This is a genomic window from Cryobacterium sp. AP23 (assembly GCF_054075385.1).
Map to the genome: position 1 here is coordinate 901,592 of NZ_CM133415.1, position 15,933 is coordinate 917,524.

Annotated in this window: 13 protein-coding genes; 7 read left to right on the forward strand and 6 right to left on the reverse strand. The window is 69.3% G+C overall.

What is annotated here, in order from left to right:
* Positions 1-53 precede the first annotated feature (53 nt).
* The 5 genes from ACU5E9_RS04170 to ACU5E9_RS04190 form a co-directional block, all read right to left on the reverse strand.
* Positions 54-1,541, reverse strand: coding sequence for an amidohydrolase (locus tag ACU5E9_RS04170; protein WP_456812362.1), 1,488 nt, complete (start codon positions 1,539-1,541; stop codon positions 54-56).
* Positions 1,538-2,179 (reverse strand): FMN-binding negative transcriptional regulator, encoded by a 642-nt coding sequence (locus tag ACU5E9_RS04175; protein WP_456812363.1) that lies wholly within the window; start codon positions 2,177-2,179, stop codon positions 1,538-1,540. Before ACU5E9_RS04175 ends, ACU5E9_RS04170 begins: the two co-directional genes overlap by 4 nt.
* A 91-nt stretch (positions 2,180-2,270) precedes the next feature.
* Positions 2,271-3,257, reverse strand: a complete 987-nt coding sequence (locus ACU5E9_RS04180; protein WP_456812364.1) for an Fpg/Nei family DNA glycosylase — start codon at positions 3,255-3,257, stop codon at positions 2,271-2,273.
* 11 nt (positions 3,258-3,268) lie between these two features.
* The gene (locus tag ACU5E9_RS04185; protein ID WP_456812365.1) at positions 3,269-3,757 is read right to left on the reverse strand and encodes a ribose-5-phosphate isomerase; all 489 of its coding nucleotides are present in this window, start codon (positions 3,755-3,757) and stop codon (positions 3,269-3,271) included.
* Between the two features lie 78 nt (positions 3,758-3,835).
* Complete coding sequence (locus ACU5E9_RS04190) at positions 3,836-4,462, reverse strand: mycothiol-dependent nitroreductase Rv2466c family protein (RefSeq protein ID WP_456812366.1); 627 nt, start codon at positions 4,460-4,462, stop codon at positions 3,836-3,838.
* Between the two features lie 283 nt (positions 4,463-4,745).
* Between ACU5E9_RS04190 and ACU5E9_RS04195 the strand changes: the two genes are divergently transcribed.
* The 3 genes from ACU5E9_RS04195 to ACU5E9_RS04205 all read left to right on the forward strand — a co-directional run bounded on the left by ACU5E9_RS04195 (position 4,746) and on the right by ACU5E9_RS04205 (position 8,874).
* On the forward strand, positions 4,746-6,320 hold the full coding sequence (locus ACU5E9_RS04195; RefSeq protein WP_456812367.1) for an MFS transporter: 1,575 nt from the start codon (positions 4,746-4,748) through the stop codon (positions 6,318-6,320).
* 190 nt (positions 6,321-6,510) lie between these two features.
* Positions 6,511-7,989, forward strand: a complete 1,479-nt coding sequence (locus ACU5E9_RS04200) for an SDR family NAD(P)-dependent oxidoreductase (protein ID WP_456813497.1) — start codon at positions 6,511-6,513, stop codon at positions 7,987-7,989.
* A 117-nt stretch (positions 7,990-8,106) separates the two neighbouring features.
* Positions 8,107-8,874, forward strand: coding sequence for an exonuclease domain-containing protein (locus ACU5E9_RS04205; RefSeq protein WP_456812368.1), 768 nt, complete (start codon positions 8,107-8,109; stop codon positions 8,872-8,874).
* A 22-nt stretch (positions 8,875-8,896) separates the two neighbouring features.
* On the opposite strand, the gene ACU5E9_RS04210 is transcribed toward ACU5E9_RS04205, so the two are convergent.
* The gene (locus ACU5E9_RS04210; RefSeq protein WP_456812369.1) at positions 8,897-9,301 is read right to left on the reverse strand and encodes a DUF2332 family protein; all 405 of its coding nucleotides are present in this window, start codon (positions 9,299-9,301) and stop codon (positions 8,897-8,899) included.
* Between the two features lie 150 nt (positions 9,302-9,451).
* Here ACU5E9_RS04210 and pepN point away from each other — a divergent pair, with 150 nt between their 5' ends.
* The 4 genes from pepN to ACU5E9_RS04230 all read left to right on the forward strand — a co-directional run bounded on the left by pepN (position 9,452) and on the right by ACU5E9_RS04230 (position 15,900).
* Positions 9,452-11,995 (forward strand): aminopeptidase N, encoded by a 2,544-nt coding sequence (pepN, locus tag ACU5E9_RS04215; protein ID WP_456812370.1) that lies wholly within the window; start codon positions 9,452-9,454, stop codon positions 11,993-11,995.
* Positions 11,996-12,108: 113 nt separating this feature from the next.
* Positions 12,109-13,620 (forward strand): mechanosensitive ion channel domain-containing protein, encoded by a 1,512-nt coding sequence (locus ACU5E9_RS04220; RefSeq protein WP_456812371.1) that lies wholly within the window; start codon positions 12,109-12,111, stop codon positions 13,618-13,620.
* On the forward strand, positions 13,613-14,113 hold the full coding sequence (locus ACU5E9_RS04225; RefSeq protein WP_456812372.1) for a globin: 501 nt from the start codon (positions 13,613-13,615) through the stop codon (positions 14,111-14,113). Before ACU5E9_RS04220 ends, ACU5E9_RS04225 begins: the two co-directional genes overlap by 8 nt.
* A gap of 101 nt (positions 14,114-14,214) precedes the next feature.
* Positions 14,215-15,900 (forward strand): FAD-binding dehydrogenase, encoded by a 1,686-nt coding sequence (locus ACU5E9_RS04230; RefSeq protein ID WP_456812373.1) that lies wholly within the window; start codon positions 14,215-14,217, stop codon positions 15,898-15,900.
* Positions 15,901-15,933 lie beyond the last annotated feature (33 nt).

Genomic DNA, 15,933 nt, shown 5'->3' on the forward strand with positions numbered 1-15,933 from the left:
CATCCCCCCAGCCGCCGGATCCGCCCGGGGGTTATCCCCCGCACCCACTGCGGTTAGAGCGTGTTGTGGGTGAACCGGCCGCCCAGCACGGTCGCGGCAATGGGCATCCGCCGGAGGTCGGCGACGGAGGCGACGAACGGGTCGGTCTCGCAGACGGCGAGGTCGGCGACCTGGCCGACGGCGATGGCGTGGCGGCCGCGGGCGGATGCCGCCAGCGCCGCCTGGCGGGAGATCGCCTGGCCGGGGTGCCACGCGGCCCGATCGCCGCGGGTGCGGCCGACCGCGGCCGAGAGGGACACCCAGGGGTCCAGCGGGGCCACCGGCGCGTCGGAGCCCAGGGCGAGCGGCACGCCCGCCGCGAGCAGGTCGGCCAGGCGGAAGGCCCGGTCGGTGCGACCGGTCCAGTACCGGTCGGCCACGTCGCGGTCGTCGAGGGCGTGCTCGGGTTGCACGCTGGCCGTGACGCCCAGCCGGGCGAACCGGGCCACGTCGGCGGCGGTGAGCAGTTGGGCGTGCTCGATGCTGCCCGTGCAGCCCACCGCCTCGAAGGCGTCCAGGGCAAGGCTGTTCGCGTTGTCGCCGATCGCGTGCACGGCCGGGCGGATGCCGGCGGCGTGCGCCCGGCGCATCTGCGCCACCAGCTCGTCGACGGGCACCGTGAGCATGCCGCGGGCGTGCTCACCGGTGAGGCCGGGGTAGTCGTCGAAGCAGTAGGCGGTGCGGGTGTTCAGCGAGCCGTCGGTGATCACCTTGAACGGCCCGACGGTGAGCAGCCCCTGGGTGTGCTCGATGACCTGGCCGCTGGAGAGGCCCAGGGCGATAGCCTCGTCGAGGTGCTGCGGGTACAGGCCGACGTCCACCCGCAGGTGGGTGCTTCCCGCGGCGATCCGGCGCCGCCAGACGTCGAGGTTCCAGTTCATCTCCAGGTCGACGATGCCCACCACCCCGCGGGCAGCGGCGGCCCGGGCGGCCTCGTCGGCCCAGGCGTCGAGGTCGGCGTCGGGGACGTTGTCGATGGCGTGCTCCACCGCGAAGGCGTCATCCTCGCGCAGCAGCCCGGTCTGGTGGCCGGCGAAGCCGTAGACGGCCAGCGCGGCCGAGTTCAGCCAGCAGCTGTGCAGGTCACCGCTGACCAGGACCACGGGCACGGCGCCGGATGCCGCGTCGAGCAGGGCGCTGGTGGGGGTGTCCGGCCACAGCCCGTCCCGGAAGCCGAACCCGACGAGTCGCACCGCCGGCTGGGCCGGCACCGCGGTGAGCCGGGCCGCATCGATCCGGGCGGCCACGAGCGCGGCGGCCTCGGCGGCGCTGCCGGCGGCCGAAACGTCCAGGCGGCGGGCCGTTTGGGCCCACTGGCTGAAGTGCACGTGGTTGTCCCAGAGCCCGGGGATGATCCAGCGCTCGCCGAGATCCACGCTCGGCGCGTTCCCGGCGGCGTCCGCGGACAGGTAGCCGATCGACTCGATCCGGCCGTCGACCACCCGGACGTCGACCAGGTCGTCGCTGCCGGGCAGCCGGCCGTTCCGCAGCACGAGGTTCACTCGCCGCGTCCGTCCCGGTTGCGCCGCATCTCCGCGGCGAGCGGCACGCTGGCGTACGGGCCGTCGCCCTCCAGCTCGGCGATGATGCGCTCGACGGTTTCCGCCGGCTTGTTCTGGCTCATCTTGTTCTTGGCCGTGAACCGGGTCACCCGCAGCCGGAAGCCGACGGTGCCGGCCACGATGCGTTCCGCGTAGGCGGCGTTCTCCAGGGTGCCGTTCATCCGGCGCGGCTGCTCCATCCGGTCCTCGAAGTGGTCGACGAGGTCGGCCAGGACGCGCAGGTTCTCGGCGTCGCCGAGCAGCTCCGGGGTGCCGTGGAGGTGTGCGGTGACGAAGTTCCAGGTGGGCACGGCCGGTTTCGCGTCGTACCAGCCGGGCGAGATGTAGCCGTGCGGACCCTGCACGATGACGAGGAGCTCATGGGCGCCGAGTTCGTGCAGTTGTTCGTCGGGCCGACCCACGTGGCTGAGCAGCACGATCTCGCCCGCCGCGGCAGTCGGGTCGAGGATCACCGGGTAGTGCGAGGCGACCAGGTCGCCGGCAGTGGTGTGGCTGACCAGGGTGACCCACGGGTGCTCCCGCACAAGGCGGCGCACCTCGTCGACCTCGTCGAGCGCAAAGCTGGGGTTGTCTCTCATCGGGCTGGCTCCAGGGTGTGGGACGGCGGGGTGTGGGACGGCGGGGTGTGGGACGGCAGGGTTCGGGACAGCCGGGTGTGGATGCGGCCGGTCAGGCCTGGCAGGACGGGCACCAGTAGAGCTTGCGGGCGCCCATCTCCTCGAGGGTGATGTGCGTGCCGCAGACCCGGCAGGGCAGCCCCTCGCGTTTGTAGACCCAGTGCCGGTCGGCCCGGTTCTTCATGGCGAGCCGGTACGCGTCATCGCCCAGGTCATCCATCGTCATCATCTGCCCGGTGTTCACGCCGATGTCCAGCAGGTGGGCCCAGTCGTGCCAGAGGGCGCGCAGGCTCTCCTCGCTGAGGGACTTGCCCGGGGCGTGCGGGTTGATCTTCGCCCGGAAGAGCAGCTCGGCGCGGTAGACGTTACCGATGCCGCTGACCACGGACTGGTCCATCAGGAGCAGTCCGATCCGGGTCGGTTTCTTCCGCACGGCGTCGACGAAGCGCTGCTCGGCCTCCGGGGTGTCGTCGAGCTGCGGGTCGGGGCCGAGCCGCTGCATCACGGCGTCCACCTGGGCCGGATCGAGCACCTCGCAGGCGGTGGGGCCGCGCAGGTCGGCCGAGACCGTGTCGGTGAGCAGGCGCACCCGCACCTGGCCGACGGGCTCGGGCGGGAAGGTGCCCTGCTGGTCGATCTCCTTCTCCTGCTCGGCCATCCGCACCCGTGTGCGCCGCGGCGCCCCGATGCTGTGCATCGAGTTCTCGCCGGCCGAGTCGAGCACGGCGTCGAGGTCGGTGCCGCGTTGGTTGGTCTGGCCCATCCGCCCGTTGCTGGCCGCGATGGTGGCGTCCATGATGATGTCGCCGGCGAAGTCCCAGGCGCCGTACATGCCCAGGTGCACCCGCAACCAGAGCCCGTTGTCGAACTCGAGGAACATCTGCTTGCCGACGGCGCGGGCATCCGTCATCACATGACCGTCGAGCTGGGCGGCGCCGGCCGCGAAGCGGCCCTGCGGGCTCGACAGCGCGACCGTGCGGCCCACGAAGTTCCGCGCGAACTGCCGGGTGATGCGATGGACGGAATGACCCTCTGGCATGGTCGCCTGCGTCAGACGCCGAGGACGGTGCCGGCGATGGTGCCGGTGGCCTCGTATTCGGCCAGCTGCTGGATGCGGCGCTGGTGGCGCTCCTCGCCGGGAAACGGGGTCGCGATGAAGGTGTCGATGAACGAGATGACGTCCTCGATCGGGTGCTGGCGGGCACCGATCGCGATCAGGTTGGCGTTGTTGTGCTCGCGGGCGAGCGTGGCCGTCGCCGGGTTCCAGACCAGTGCGGCACGGGCGCCGGTGACCTTGTTGGCCGCGATCTGCTCACCGTTGCCGGAGCCGCCGAACACCACACCGAGCGCCTCGACGCCGGCCGCCTGGTCGGCGACGACCGCGGCGGCCGCGCTGATGCAGAACGCCGGGTAGTCGTCGAGGGGCTCGTAGCTGGTCGGTCCATGGTCGATGACGTCGTGGCCGGCCGCGCCCAGGTGGCTGATCAGGTGCTGACTGAAATCGAGGCCGGCGTGGTCGGTGGCGATGTGAATGCGCATGAGGAGCAGTCTATTTAGTCCGGCGCGATGCTGCGTCAGGTGGGCCTGCGACGCGGTCGGGGCAGCCCGCCTGCCGGGCTACTCCGCGGCGGCGACGAGGGCCGGCGCGAAGATCGGGTCGCGGGTGCGGCTGCGCTTGATCTCGAAGAAGCCGTCGTAGCTGGCCACTGCCACCACGCCGTCCCAGAGGGCCAGGGCCTCATCACCGGTCGGCGCCGGTGAGATGACCGGGCCGAAGAAGGCCACGTCGTTCACGGCGATGACGGGGGTGCCGACATCCTGGCCAACCCGGTTGATGCCCTCGAAGTGGCTCGCGCGCATCTGCACATCGAACTCCTCGCTGACGGCGTAGCGGGCGAAGTCGGCCGGCAGGCCCACCTCGGCCAGCGCCGCGGGGATGACGGAATCGGCATCCGAATTGCCGTCGTGGTGGATGCGGGTGCCGAGGGCGTCATACAACGCCTTCACGGTCTCCTGGCCGTGCAGCTCCTGCGCGGCCTGCACCAGGCGGGTGTACTTGAGTGCCCGGGGGAAGAACGCGCGGTACTCGTCGGAGACGTCCGTGTTCTCGTTCAGCACGGCCAGGCTCATCACCTGCCAGCTCACCTCAAAGCCGCGCAGGTCACTCACCTCGTCCACCCAGCGGGAAGTCATCCAGGCCCAGGGGCAGGAGGGGTCGAACCAGAAGGTCACAGAGTCGCTCATCGGTCCAGCCTAAGCGAGTCGAAGGTCCCAAAATGTACACAATCTGAGGTTCCAAAAATCCGGCTAAAACCCTGTCCAGAGCAACTATCGAAAGAGAAATGCCTGATTCTGCGGCAAATTGCGCTAAAATTGCTTCTTATGCCCACTGAGGGGCGGCCCCGCATCCGGGGCACATGACCTCCATCTGAGGCATCTCATGACCTCCAATCGGGGCCTGGCATGCCTGCGCAAGAGTCATGTCATGACCTCCACAAGAGGCATCTCTATTTTCAGGAAGTTACACATGTCCAACGTTACGAACGGTGCGGATCGCACCGTGAAGAAGATCAAGAAGCCGCTGCTGCGGCGCCGGCTGAAGGTGTCCGACGTGAACGTCGTCGACCGCCCCATGCTGCGCAAGGCCCTCGGCGGCACCATCGTCGGTAACACCATGGAATGGTACGACGTCGGTGTCTTCGGATACCTCATCACCACCATGGGTCCGGTCTTCCTTCCCGAGGCCGACCCGACCGTGCAGACGCTGTTCCTCCTGGGCACCTTCGCCGCCACCTTCATCGCCCGCCCGCTCGGCGGCGTGTTCTTCGGCTGGCTCGGCGACAAGGTCGGCCGCCAGAAGGTGCTCGCCATGACGCTGATGCTCATGGCCGCCTCCACCTTCGTGGTCGGCATCCTGCCCGGCTACGCGCAGCTCGGCATCTGGGCAGCGGTGCTGCTCGTGCTGACCAAGCTCGTGCAGGGCTTCTCCACCGGTGGCGAGTACGCCGGCGCCACCACCTTCGTCAGTGAGCACGCCCCGGACAAGAACCGCGGCTTCCTCGCCAGCTTCCTCGACATGGGCAGCTACCTGGGCTTCGCCATGGGTGCCGCACTCGTGTCGATCCTGCAGGTCACCCTCGGCCAGGCGGCCATGGAAGAGTGGGGCTGGCGTCTGCCGTTCCTGCTCGCCGGTCCGCTGGGCCTGATCGCCATCTACTTCCGGATGAAGATCGAAGAGTCCCCCGCCTTCCAGGCCAGCCTGGACGCCCAGGAAGCCGCACTGAAGGACCCCAGCTTCGTCGAGGACGACAGCATCCCCAAGGGACCGCTCGCCATCTTCAAGAACTATTGGCGCGGCATCCTGCTCGCGATGATCCTCGTCGCCGCAGCCAACACCGTCGGCTACGCCCTCACCTCATACATGCCCACCTACCTCACCAGCACCATGGGGTATGACGAGCTGCACGGCACGCTGCTGACCATCCCGGTCCTCGTGATCATGGCCTGCTGCATCCCGCTCACCGGCCGCCTGAGCGACAAGATCGGCCGTCGCCCGGTGCTCTGGATGGGTTCCATCAGCGCCGTCGTCTTCGCGATCCCGGCCTTCCTGCTCATCGGTATGGGCTCGGTCTTCACCACCCTCGCCGGCCTGGCCCTGATCGCCCTCCCGGTCACGTTCTACGTCGCCAACCTCGCCTCGGCACTGCCGGCCCTGTTCCCCACGGCCAGCCGTTACGGTGCGATGGGCATCGCCTACAACTTCGCCGTCGCCATCTTCGGTGGCACCACGCCGTTCATCATCGCGGCGCTGATTGCGGGCACCGGCAACGACATGATGCCGGCCTACTACCTGATGGCCACCTCCTTCATCGGTGGAATCAGCATCTTCTGGCTCAAGGAATCCGCTAACCGCCCGCTGCCCGGCTCCATGCCGAGCGTGGAATCGGTCGAAGAGGCCCACGAGCTCGTCGCCGGCCAGTTCGAGAACCCGCTGCTGGACCACGACGAGATGCCGTTCGACGCCACGTTCGAACCGCCGACCTCGTCGATGGACCTCACCGAGCTGAAGGCCGCTGACGACGCCGAGCCGGCCAAGGTCTAGCCCTCTCGGCAACGACCCAGAACCGCTGGCCGAGCCTGTCGAGACCCCGCACGCCGCACGGCATGTCGCGAGGTCTCGACAGGCTCGACCTACGAGTGGCTCGTTTCTGAGAACGAGGGCGGATGGGTCGTCGTAGAATTCTCTGATGACCACCGAGCAACACCCGCACGACGTGCCCGCCGACACCGCTATGCCCTCAGCGACCCACTCGGCCGCACCCGCGATCGACCCGCACGACCTCGAGGTGGCCCTGCGTGTGCTTGCGTCGCTCGCCACGATCGACCCGGACGACCCCGACTTCGTCACCGTGCGCCAGGCCACCGCCAAGATGTTCAAGTCGGTGAAGACCGTCCGCCGGCACGAGAAACGCCAGCTCATCGCGGATGCCGACCGTGACGTCATCGCGGCCACCGCCACCGGCGCCCCCACCCGCATCGACGACGAGACCATCGGCGCCCAGCTGCGGCTCGGGACCGATCGGCCCAGTGCCGGTGAACTGCTCGTGCCCCGCGCCTGCTACATCTGCAAGCAGAAGTACACCCTGGTCGACGCGTTCTACCACCAGCTCTGTCCGAGTTGCGCGATGATGAGCCACGCCAAGCGCGATGCCCGCACTGACCTCACCGGCAAACGCGCCCTCCTCACCGGCGGCCGCGCCAAGATCGGCATGTACATCGCGCTGCGGCTGCTGCGCGATGGCGCGCACACCACCATCACCACCCGGTTCCCCCGCGACGCCGTGCGCCGGTTCAGCGCCATGCCCGACTCCACGGACTGGCTGCACCGCCTGCGCGTGGTCGGCATCGACCTGCGCGACCCGGCCCAGGTGATCGGCCTGGCCGACTCCGTCGCCGCGCAGGGGCCGCTCGACATCCTGATCAACAACGCGGCCCAGACCGTGCGCCGCTCCCCCGGCTCGTACTCGCCGTTGGTGGAGGCCGAGTCTTCCCCGTTACCGGACGGCGACCTGCCCGAGATCGTCTCGTTCGGGCACACCAACGACGCCCACCCCACCGCGCTGGCCGCCTCCGTGGCCAGCCACCCGATCCTCGCCGCCGCGGCCACCGGCGCCGCGCTCACCGCACAGGACCTCACCGCGCTGGCCCTGGCCCCCGGGTCCTCCTCGCTCGCCCGCCTCGCCGCGGGCACCGCGATCGATGCCGGCGGCCTGGTGCCCGACCTGCACGAGGAGAACAGCTGGACCGCCAACGTCGAAGACGTGGACCCCCTGGAGATGCTCGAGGTGCAGCTCTGCAACACCACGGCCCCGTTCCTGCTGGTGAGCCGACTGCGCGCCTCGATGGCCAGCTCCTCGGCCCGCCGTACCTACATTGTGAACGTCTCGGCGATGGAGGGTGTCTTCGGTCGCGGCTACAAGGGCCCCGGCCACCCGCACACCAATATGGCCAAGGCCGCACTGAACATGCTCACCCGCACCAGCGCCAAGGAGATGCTCTCCGACGGCATCCTGATGACCAGCGTCGACACCGGCTGGATCACCGACGAGCGCCCGCACCCCACCAAGATCCGCCTCGCCGAGGAGGGCTTCCACGCCCCGCTCGACCTCGTCGACGGCGCCGCCCGCGTCTACGATCCGATCGTGCGTGGCGAGCTGGGCGAAGACCTCCACGGCGTCTTCCTCAAGGACTACAAGCCCGGCACCTGGTAGCGATCCCCCAGGTCACTCAAACGCTCAACCCGCTCCGGCGAGATGTTTGGGTGCGGGATGCGCGGCGCTCCGGGCGCCTACCGGGCGGTGTCGGTGGTCGCGGTTAGGGTTTTGAGCGTGGAGACATCAACCGTGCACATCGCCATCGCTGACATTCCGTCGCTCTGTGTTTTCGACCTGGAGACCACCGGGGTCAACACCGACGAGGACCGCATCGTGACGTGCTTCATCGGCCGCGTCATGCGCGACGGCCAGGTCAACGGGTCGTACAGCTGGCTCGTGAACCCGGGCATTCCCATCCCGGAGGGCGCCTCCGCCATCCACGGCATCACCGACGAGGTCGCCCAGCGCGACGGCGTCGACCCGGCCACAGCCATCGCCGAAATGCTCACCGTGCTGCGGCGCAGCATCGCCGGCGGCCGCCCGATCGTGGCCTACAACGCCAGCTTTGACCTCTCGATGCTCAACGCCGAGGCCCGCCGCTACGGCCTCGAACCGATCGAGGACTTCGGCCCGGTGCTCGACCCCTACGTCATCGACAAGGCCATCGACAAATACCGCAAGGGCAAGCGCACCCTGGTGGTCACCGCCGAATACTACGGCGTGGTGCTCGAGGGCGCCCACGACGCCGAGGCGGACGCGGTCGCGACCGGCCGGGTGGCCTGGGCGCTGCTGGCCAAGACCGAGGAGACCCACCTGCACGCCCTGCACGACCGCCAGGTCAGTTGGGCGCTGGAACAGGCGGAGAGCTTCCAGTCCTACCTGCGCAAGTCCAAGGGTGACGACCTGATCGTCATCGACGGAGCTTGGCCGATCCGCGCCGGAGCCGACCGCGCCGCGATGCCCGCTCGGGTCGCCCCGGTCCTCGCCTATCCGCCGGCGTAGCCAGCATCACCCGGGGAAGCTTTCAGCCGAGCCAGTGCAGGGCCCGCCCGTGCGGATGCGCCAGCGCGATCGCCTGACTGTCCAGCGCCAGCGCGAAGTCCGCTGAGCCCGAGGCGGCCGGCAGTGTCGCCGGCAGCGTGGTCGCCACGCCAGGCAGCACAGTGCGGCCCTCGCTGCCCAGCCAGCGCACCCCGTGTCCGGTCGTCAACCGGCCCATGGTCGCGGCGAATCGTGCCCGCCCGGCCTCCTCCAGGTAGGCGAGCACCGCGGTGTGGAACACCACCACCGTCGCGTCGCCTGGAGCCGCCGCCACGACCGCCTCGATCTCGTCGTTGAGGTCACCGCGCACCAGCCAGGCGACATCGCCATCATCGGCCACGCCCAACGGGTTGAGGTCGACACCGGCCCGCCACACCACCTCGGGCATGACGCAGGCTCGTCTCGGCGCCGGCATCCGCGCTCGTTCTCATGCCAACAGCCTAATCAGGCTCGCCGCCGCCACCAGCGGAATCTTGGTTAGGCTTGTTCTTCGTGCGGAGGCGCCAGAAGCGCCCACGAAATCAGATGGAGATGACCGTTGCCCGGAGAAAACCTCACCAGGATCGAAGCCCAGGAGCGTGCAGCGCTCGTCACCGTGACCAGTTACGACGTCACCCTTGACCTTTCGACCGGTCCCACGACCTTCGGCAGCACCACCACCGTCGCGTTCAGCGCCGTGGCCGGCAGCTCGACCTTCATCGACGCGATCACCGAAAACGTACACAGCGTCACCCTCAACGGCACCGAGCTCGACCCCGCCGCCGTCAGCGACGGTGTCCGCATCCAGCTGGCCGACCTCGCCGCGGAGAACGTACTCACCGTCGTCGCCGACGCCGCGTACACCAACACGGGCGAGGGCCTGCACCGCTTCGTCGACCCCGTCGACAACGAGGTCTACCTCTACAGCCAGTTCGAGGTGCCCGACTCGCGCCGCGTCTTCGCCGTGTTCGAGCAGCCCGACCTCAAGGCCACCTTCCGTTTCACGGTCACCGCGCCCGGCGCCTGGGAGGTCATTTCCAACTCGGCCACGCCCGAGCCCACCGACGCCGGCAACGGCACCAAGACCTGGGCGTTCGAACCCACCCACACCATCTCCAGCTACATCACCGCGCTCGTGGCCGGCCCGTACGCCGTCGTGCGCAGCGAGCTGACCTCCAGCGACGGCCGCGTCATCCCGCTCGGCCTGTTCAGCCGCAAGAGCCTGTTCGAGTACCTGGACGCCGACTACATCTTCGAGAAGACCCGCCAGGGCTTCGCCTACTACGAGGACAAGTTCGACTTCCCGTACCCGTTCGACAAGTACGACCAGATGTTCGTGCCGGAGTTCAACGCCGGCGCCATGGAGAACGCCGGAGCGGTCACCTTCACCGAGACCTACGTCTTCCGCTCCAAGGTCACCGACGCCATCAAGGAACGCCGCGTCGTCACCATCCTGCACGAGCTCGCGCACATGTGGTTCGGCGACCTGGTCACCATGAAGTGGTGGAACGACCTGTGGCTGAACGAATCGTTCGCCGAGTGGGCGTCCACCATCGCCACCGCCGAGGCCACCGAGTGGACCGAAGCCTGGACCACCTTCGCCGCGATGGAGAAGAGCTGGGCCTACCGCCAGGACCAGCTGCCGTCCACCCACCCGGTCGTGGCAACCATCACCGACCTCGAAGACGTGCAGGTGAACTTCGACGGCATCACCTACGCCAAGGGCGGTTCGGTGCTCAAGCAGCTCGTCGCCTGGGTCGGCATCGACGCCTTCTTCACCGGCGTCGCCTCGTACTTCAAGAAGCACGCCTGGGGCAACACCGAGCTGCGCGACCTGCTCGTTGAGCTCGAGGCCGCGTCCGGCCGGGACCTTTCCGACTGGGCCGCGCTGTGGCTCGAGACCGCCGGCGTCAACACGCTGCGCCCGCAGATCGAGGTCGACCAGGCCGGTGTCATCACCGCGTTCGCCGTGCTGCAGACCGCAACGGATGACTACCCCACCATCCGCCCGCACCGCCTGGCTATCGGGTTCTACGACCTGGTTGACGGCGCCCTCGTGCGCACCCACCGCGTCGAGCTCGACGTCGACGGCGCGCAGACGGATGTGCCCGAGCTCGTCGGCCGCACCCGCGCCGCCCTCATCCTGCTCAACGATGACGACCTCGCCTACGCGAAGGTGCGTCTCGACCCAGCCTCGCACGCCGTGGCGCTCGAGCACCTCGCCGCGATCGAAAGCCCGCTGGCCCGCTCCCTGGTCTGGGGTTCCGTCTGGGACGCCACCCGCGACGCCGAGACCTCGCCGCGCGACTTCGTGAAGCTCGTGCTGGGCAACATCGCCACCGAGACCGAGTCGACCACGCTGCGCACCGTGCTCGGCCAGGTGTCGCTCGCCGCGCAGTACTACGTCGCCCGCGAGCACCGCGACGCCACCGTCGCCGCTGTCGGTGACGCCCTCTGGGCGCTGGCGCAGGGTGCTGAGGCCGGCAGCGATGCCCAGTTCCAGTTCGTGAAGTTCTTCGCCTCCGTGGCCGAGACTCCCGCACAGCTGGCCGCGATCGCGGGCCTCCGCACCGGCTCGTTCAAGCTGCCGGGTCTGGAGATCGACACCGACCTCAGCTGGGAGCTGCTCGGTGCCCTCGTCGCCGGTGGAGAAGCCGGCGCGCCGGAGATCGACGCAGCCCTGGCCGCGGACAACACCGCAACCGGCGCCCAGTCGGCCGCCAACGTGCGCGCCGCCATCCCCACCATCGAGGGCAAGCAGGCGGCCTGGTCGTCGCTCATCGACGTGGACACGGCACCGAACACCATCGTGCGGGTCACCGCCGCCGGATTCCTGCGCGCCCACGACACGACCCTGCTCGAGCCGTTCGTGGCCCAGTACTTCGACGTGTTGCAGAGGGTCTGGGCCGAGCGCAGCTACGCGATCGCGGAGAAGCTCATCGTGGGCCTCTACCCGTCGCCGCTGTCGAACCAGGCCCTGGTCGACGCCACCCGCGCGTGGCTGGACGCCAACCCGGAGCCCGCCGCGCTCCGCCGCCTCGTGGTGGAAAACCTCGCCGGTGTGGAGCGGAGCCTCCGCGTTCAGGCCCGCGACAAGGACTGACCGGCACCCGCCGCAGGCCGGATGGCGCCGCACCCTTCTCAAGGAGGGGGCGGCGCCTTTGTCGTTGCGCCTTCAGGAAGCGCCGGGTGGGCTCTCGGTAGACTGGGCCCGCTATGACATGGGATATCTTCTGGACGACAACCAACGACATTCTGAACATGAGAATCGTCAAGGTCGTATTCATCATCGTTTTCGCCTTCATCGCGCGGTGGGTGCTGCTCTTCGCCATCCATCGGGTGGTCAACCAGATCGTGTCGGGGGTGAAGAAGACCCAGAACGTCGATGACACACAGGCACTGAATGTGTCACCGGTCGCGGCGGTCCGCACGGTGCAACGTACCCGCACGCTCGGCTCTGTGCTGACGAACATCGTGAACGTGCTCGTTGTCGTGGTCGCGATCCTGCTGATCGTGAATGTGATCGACCCGACCATCCTCAGTTCCTTCGCGCTGCTCACCGCCGCGCTCGGCGCCGGTCTCGGTTTCGGCGCGCAGAACATCGTCAAGGACGTGCTCAACGGCCTGTTCATGGTGATGGAGGACCAGCTCGGGGTCGGCGACGTCGTCGACACCGGCTTCGCCACCGGTGTTGTGGAGGCCGTCGGCATCCGCATCACCCAGGTTCGTGACGTGAACGGCACCCTCTGGTTCGTGCGCAACGGTGAGATCCTGCGCGTCGGCAACATGTCGCAGGGGTGGGCTCGCGTGATCATCGACCTCGCTGTGCCATACAAGACGGATGTCGAGGCCGTCCAGGCCGAAATGCTGCGCGTGGCCATGGAGATGGCGACCAACTCCAAGTGGCGTTCCCGCGTGCTCGAAAAGCCCGAGATCTGGGGCCTCGAGTCCATCTCGGCCGACGCCATCGTCATCCGCATCGTCATGAAGACCCGCAGCACGGCCAAGGACGACGTGGCCCGCGAGCTGCGCCTTCGCCTGAAGACGGCCCTCGACGCCATGGACGTGCAGCTGCCGTCCCTCACCAGCATCGTGCTCACCGGTTTCGACGGCGCCGCCAGCGTGCAGGGCGCCCGACCGCCGCGCACCACGCCGCTGCCGGTGATTGCTCCGCCCGCCAAGAAGGTGCGCAAGACCCGTGCCCAGAAGGCCGCCGAAGCTGCCGAGGCAGCCGCTGCCGTCGCGTCACCGGTCCCAGCGCCGGCGGCACGCCCGACGGCCGCTGCGCGGCCCGCGACCGCGCACCCGGCCGCGCCGCGCGCCGCCAAGGCCCCGGCGGAGGCCGTCGCACCGTCCATCTCGCCGGCGGCACCACAGGCCGAGGCCGCAGCCACTCGCCCCACCGTCCGTATGCCCTCGATCGCCCGCAACCAGGCGCCCCGGGCACCACGGACGGTGCGTCTGCCGGTAGTCCAGGACCCGGCGGCTCAGTCCCCCGAGGACAGCACTGCCAACAACAGCAGTGCGCCTGACGGCAGTGCGGCAAGCGACACGGTGACGCAACCGTCCGCTGCACCCGCCGCGAAGCAGCCGACCAAGCCACGAACGCGCCCGATCGCCAAGCAAGGCAAGCCTGCCGAACCGCAGGCCGACAAGACCGTCAATGCCGACACCGCCGACAAGCCGCTCGACACGACCACACCCCGCGATGGAGACACCCATGACTGATCCGCAGGCCACGGATCCGGCCGTCCAGGCCGCATCCGCCCAGGGGCCGGTGCTCATTCCCGCCACCGGGCCGTCCGGCGTGCACCTGCGGGCCGGCGAGAACGGTGCGGCGCTCGGACCGTCGTTCTACCAGGACGTGGGCGGCCGCCCGTTCTTCGAGAAGCTCGTTGCGGAGTTCTACCGCGGCGTGGCCGGCGACCCGGTGCTCAAGCCGATGTATCCGGAGGAAGACCTCGGTCCGGCCGCCGAGCGGCTCACCGGTTTCCTCGAGCAGTATTGGGGCGGGCCCGGCACCTACAGCGAACAGCGCGGCCACCCGCGGCTTCGCCAGCGTCACCAGCCGTTCACGGTGAACCCGGATGCCCGTGACCGCTGGTTGCTGCACATGAAGGCCGCCGTGGACTCCTGCGACCTGCCCCCGTTGCAGCGTGCCACCCTCTGGGACTACCTCGAGCGCGCGGCGCACGCTATGGTCAACACCTTCGACAACTAACGCTTCATCCGCGGCATCCGCCCGCAACACGCCTGATTGGCACCACTGCCTCAGGGCACAACCGCCTCAGGGCACAACCCCTCACTGACGATGGAGTCACCATGAGCCCAACCCGCCCCGGCCTGCCCGCGCAGGCACAGCCATCCGCCGACGTGATCGTCGTGGGAGCGGGGCTGGCCGGCCTCGTCGCCACGGCGGAGCTGGTGGATGCCGGCAAGCGGGTGCTGCTCGTGGATCAGGAGCCCGCGGCGTCACTCGGCGGGCAGGCCTGGTGGTCGTTCGGCGGGTTGTTCCTGGTCGATTCTCCCGAGCAGCGCCGGATGGGTGTGAAGGACTCGCTCGAGCTCGCCCGGCAGGACTGGTTCGCGAGCGCCGGTTTCGACCGCACCGAGGACTACTGGCCTACCCGTTGGGCCGAGGCGTACCTGAACTTCGCCGCCGGCGAGAAACGGGCCTGGCTCCGGGAACGCGGCGTCACCTTTTTCCCGGTGGTCGGCTGGGCCGAACGCGGCGGCTACACCGCGCTGCAGCACGGCAACTCGGTGCCGCGCTTCCACATCGTCTGGGGCACCGGGCCGGCCATCCTGGAGCCGTTCATCCTGCGAGTGCGCGACGGCGTGCGCGCCGGGCTGGTGACCGCGCTGCACCGGCACCGGGTGGACGAGCTGATCGTCGATGCCGGCACCGTCGTCGGGGTGCGCGGCAGCGTGCTCGCCCCGAGCACAGTGGCCCGCGGGCAGGCCAGCAGCCGTGAGATGGCGGGCGAGTTCGAATTGCGAGCCCAGGCGGTGATCGTCACCAGCGGCGGGATCGGCGGCAACCAGGACCTGGTGCGCGCCCAGTGGCCGACCCGGCTCGGCCCGGCGCCCGCCGAACTGCTCGCCGGCGTGCCCGCATCCGTCGACGGCCGGATGCTCGGCATCAGTGAGACCGCCGGCGCCCGGCTGATCAACGGCGACCGGATGTGGCACTACACCGAGGGCATCGTCAACTGGGATCCGGTCTGGGCCGGCCACGGCATTCGCATTCTGCCCGGACCGTCGTCGCTGTGGCTGGACGCCACCGGGAAGCGGCTCCCCGCCCCGCTGTTCCCCGGCTTCGACACCCTCGGAACCATGGAACACCTACTCAAGACCGGCCACGAGCACAGCTGGTTCGTTCTCACGCAGAAGATCATCGAGAAGGAGTTCGCGCTCTCCGGCAGCGAACAGAATCCAGACCTCACCGGCAAGGACCTGCGGCTGCTCGCCCAACGGGTCGCCCCGGGCGCCCCGGCGCCGGTGGAGGCGTTCAAGCGCAACAGCGACGACTTCGTAGTCGCCGACACCCTGCACGAGCTGATCGCGGGCATGCAGAAGCGCTCCCCGGGCGTGCACATCGACGCCGCCCAGGTGGAACGGGAGGTGCTGGCGCGGGACCGGGAACTCGACAACGCGTTCAGCAAGGATGCGCAGATCAACGCGATCCGGCAGGCCCGGCACTACCGGGGTGACCGGCTCATCCGGGTGGCGAGCCCGCACAAGCTGCTGGATCGGTCCGCCGGGCCGCTCATCGCGGTGAAGCTGCACCTGCTCACCCGGAAGAGCCTCGGCGGCATCGAGACCGACCTCTCCGGCCGCGCGCTCGGCGCCGACGGCCAGCCGGTGCCCGGACTGTACGCCGCCGGTGAGGCCTCCGGCTTCGGCGGCGGCGGCGTGCACGGCTACCGCTCCCTCGAGGGCACGTTCCTCGGCGGCTGCCTGTTCACCGGCCGCACCGCCGGACGGGCCGTCGCCGCCGCCCTCTGACCCTCGCGACCCGTGGGAAGAGCCCCGAAAATC

Coding starts and splice junctions, on each gene's coding strand:
- ACU5E9_RS04190 (WP_456812366.1), bottom strand. CDS start 4,462: ATGAGCGACTCTGTGACCTTCTGGTTCGACCCCTCCTGCCCCTGGGCC.
- ACU5E9_RS04220 (WP_456812371.1), top strand. CDS start 12,109: ATGACATGGGATATCTTCTGGACGACAACCAACGACATTCTGAACATG.
- ACU5E9_RS04175 (WP_456812363.1), bottom strand. CDS start 2,179: ATGAGAGACAACCCCAGCTTTGCGCTCGACGAGGTCGACGAGGTGCGC.
- ACU5E9_RS04195 (WP_456812367.1), top strand. CDS start 4,746: ATGTCCAACGTTACGAACGGTGCGGATCGCACCGTGAAGAAGATCAAG.
- ACU5E9_RS04185 (WP_456812365.1), bottom strand. CDS start 3,757: ATGCGCATTCACATCGCCACCGACCACGCCGGCCTCGATTTCAGTCAG.
- ACU5E9_RS04230 (WP_456812373.1), top strand. CDS start 14,215: ATGAGCCCAACCCGCCCCGGCCTGCCCGCGCAGGCACAGCCATCCGCC.
- ACU5E9_RS04180 (WP_456812364.1), bottom strand. CDS start 3,257: ATGCCAGAGGGTCATTCCGTCCATCGCATCACCCGGCAGTTCGCGCGG.
- ACU5E9_RS04210 (WP_456812369.1), bottom strand. CDS start 9,301: ATGCCCGAGGTGGTGTGGCGGGCCGGTGTCGACCTCAACCCGTTGGGC.
- ACU5E9_RS04200 (WP_456813497.1), top strand. CDS start 6,511: ATGCCCTCAGCGACCCACTCGGCCGCACCCGCGATCGACCCGCACGAC.
- ACU5E9_RS04225 (WP_456812372.1), top strand. CDS start 13,613: ATGACTGATCCGCAGGCCACGGATCCGGCCGTCCAGGCCGCATCCGCC.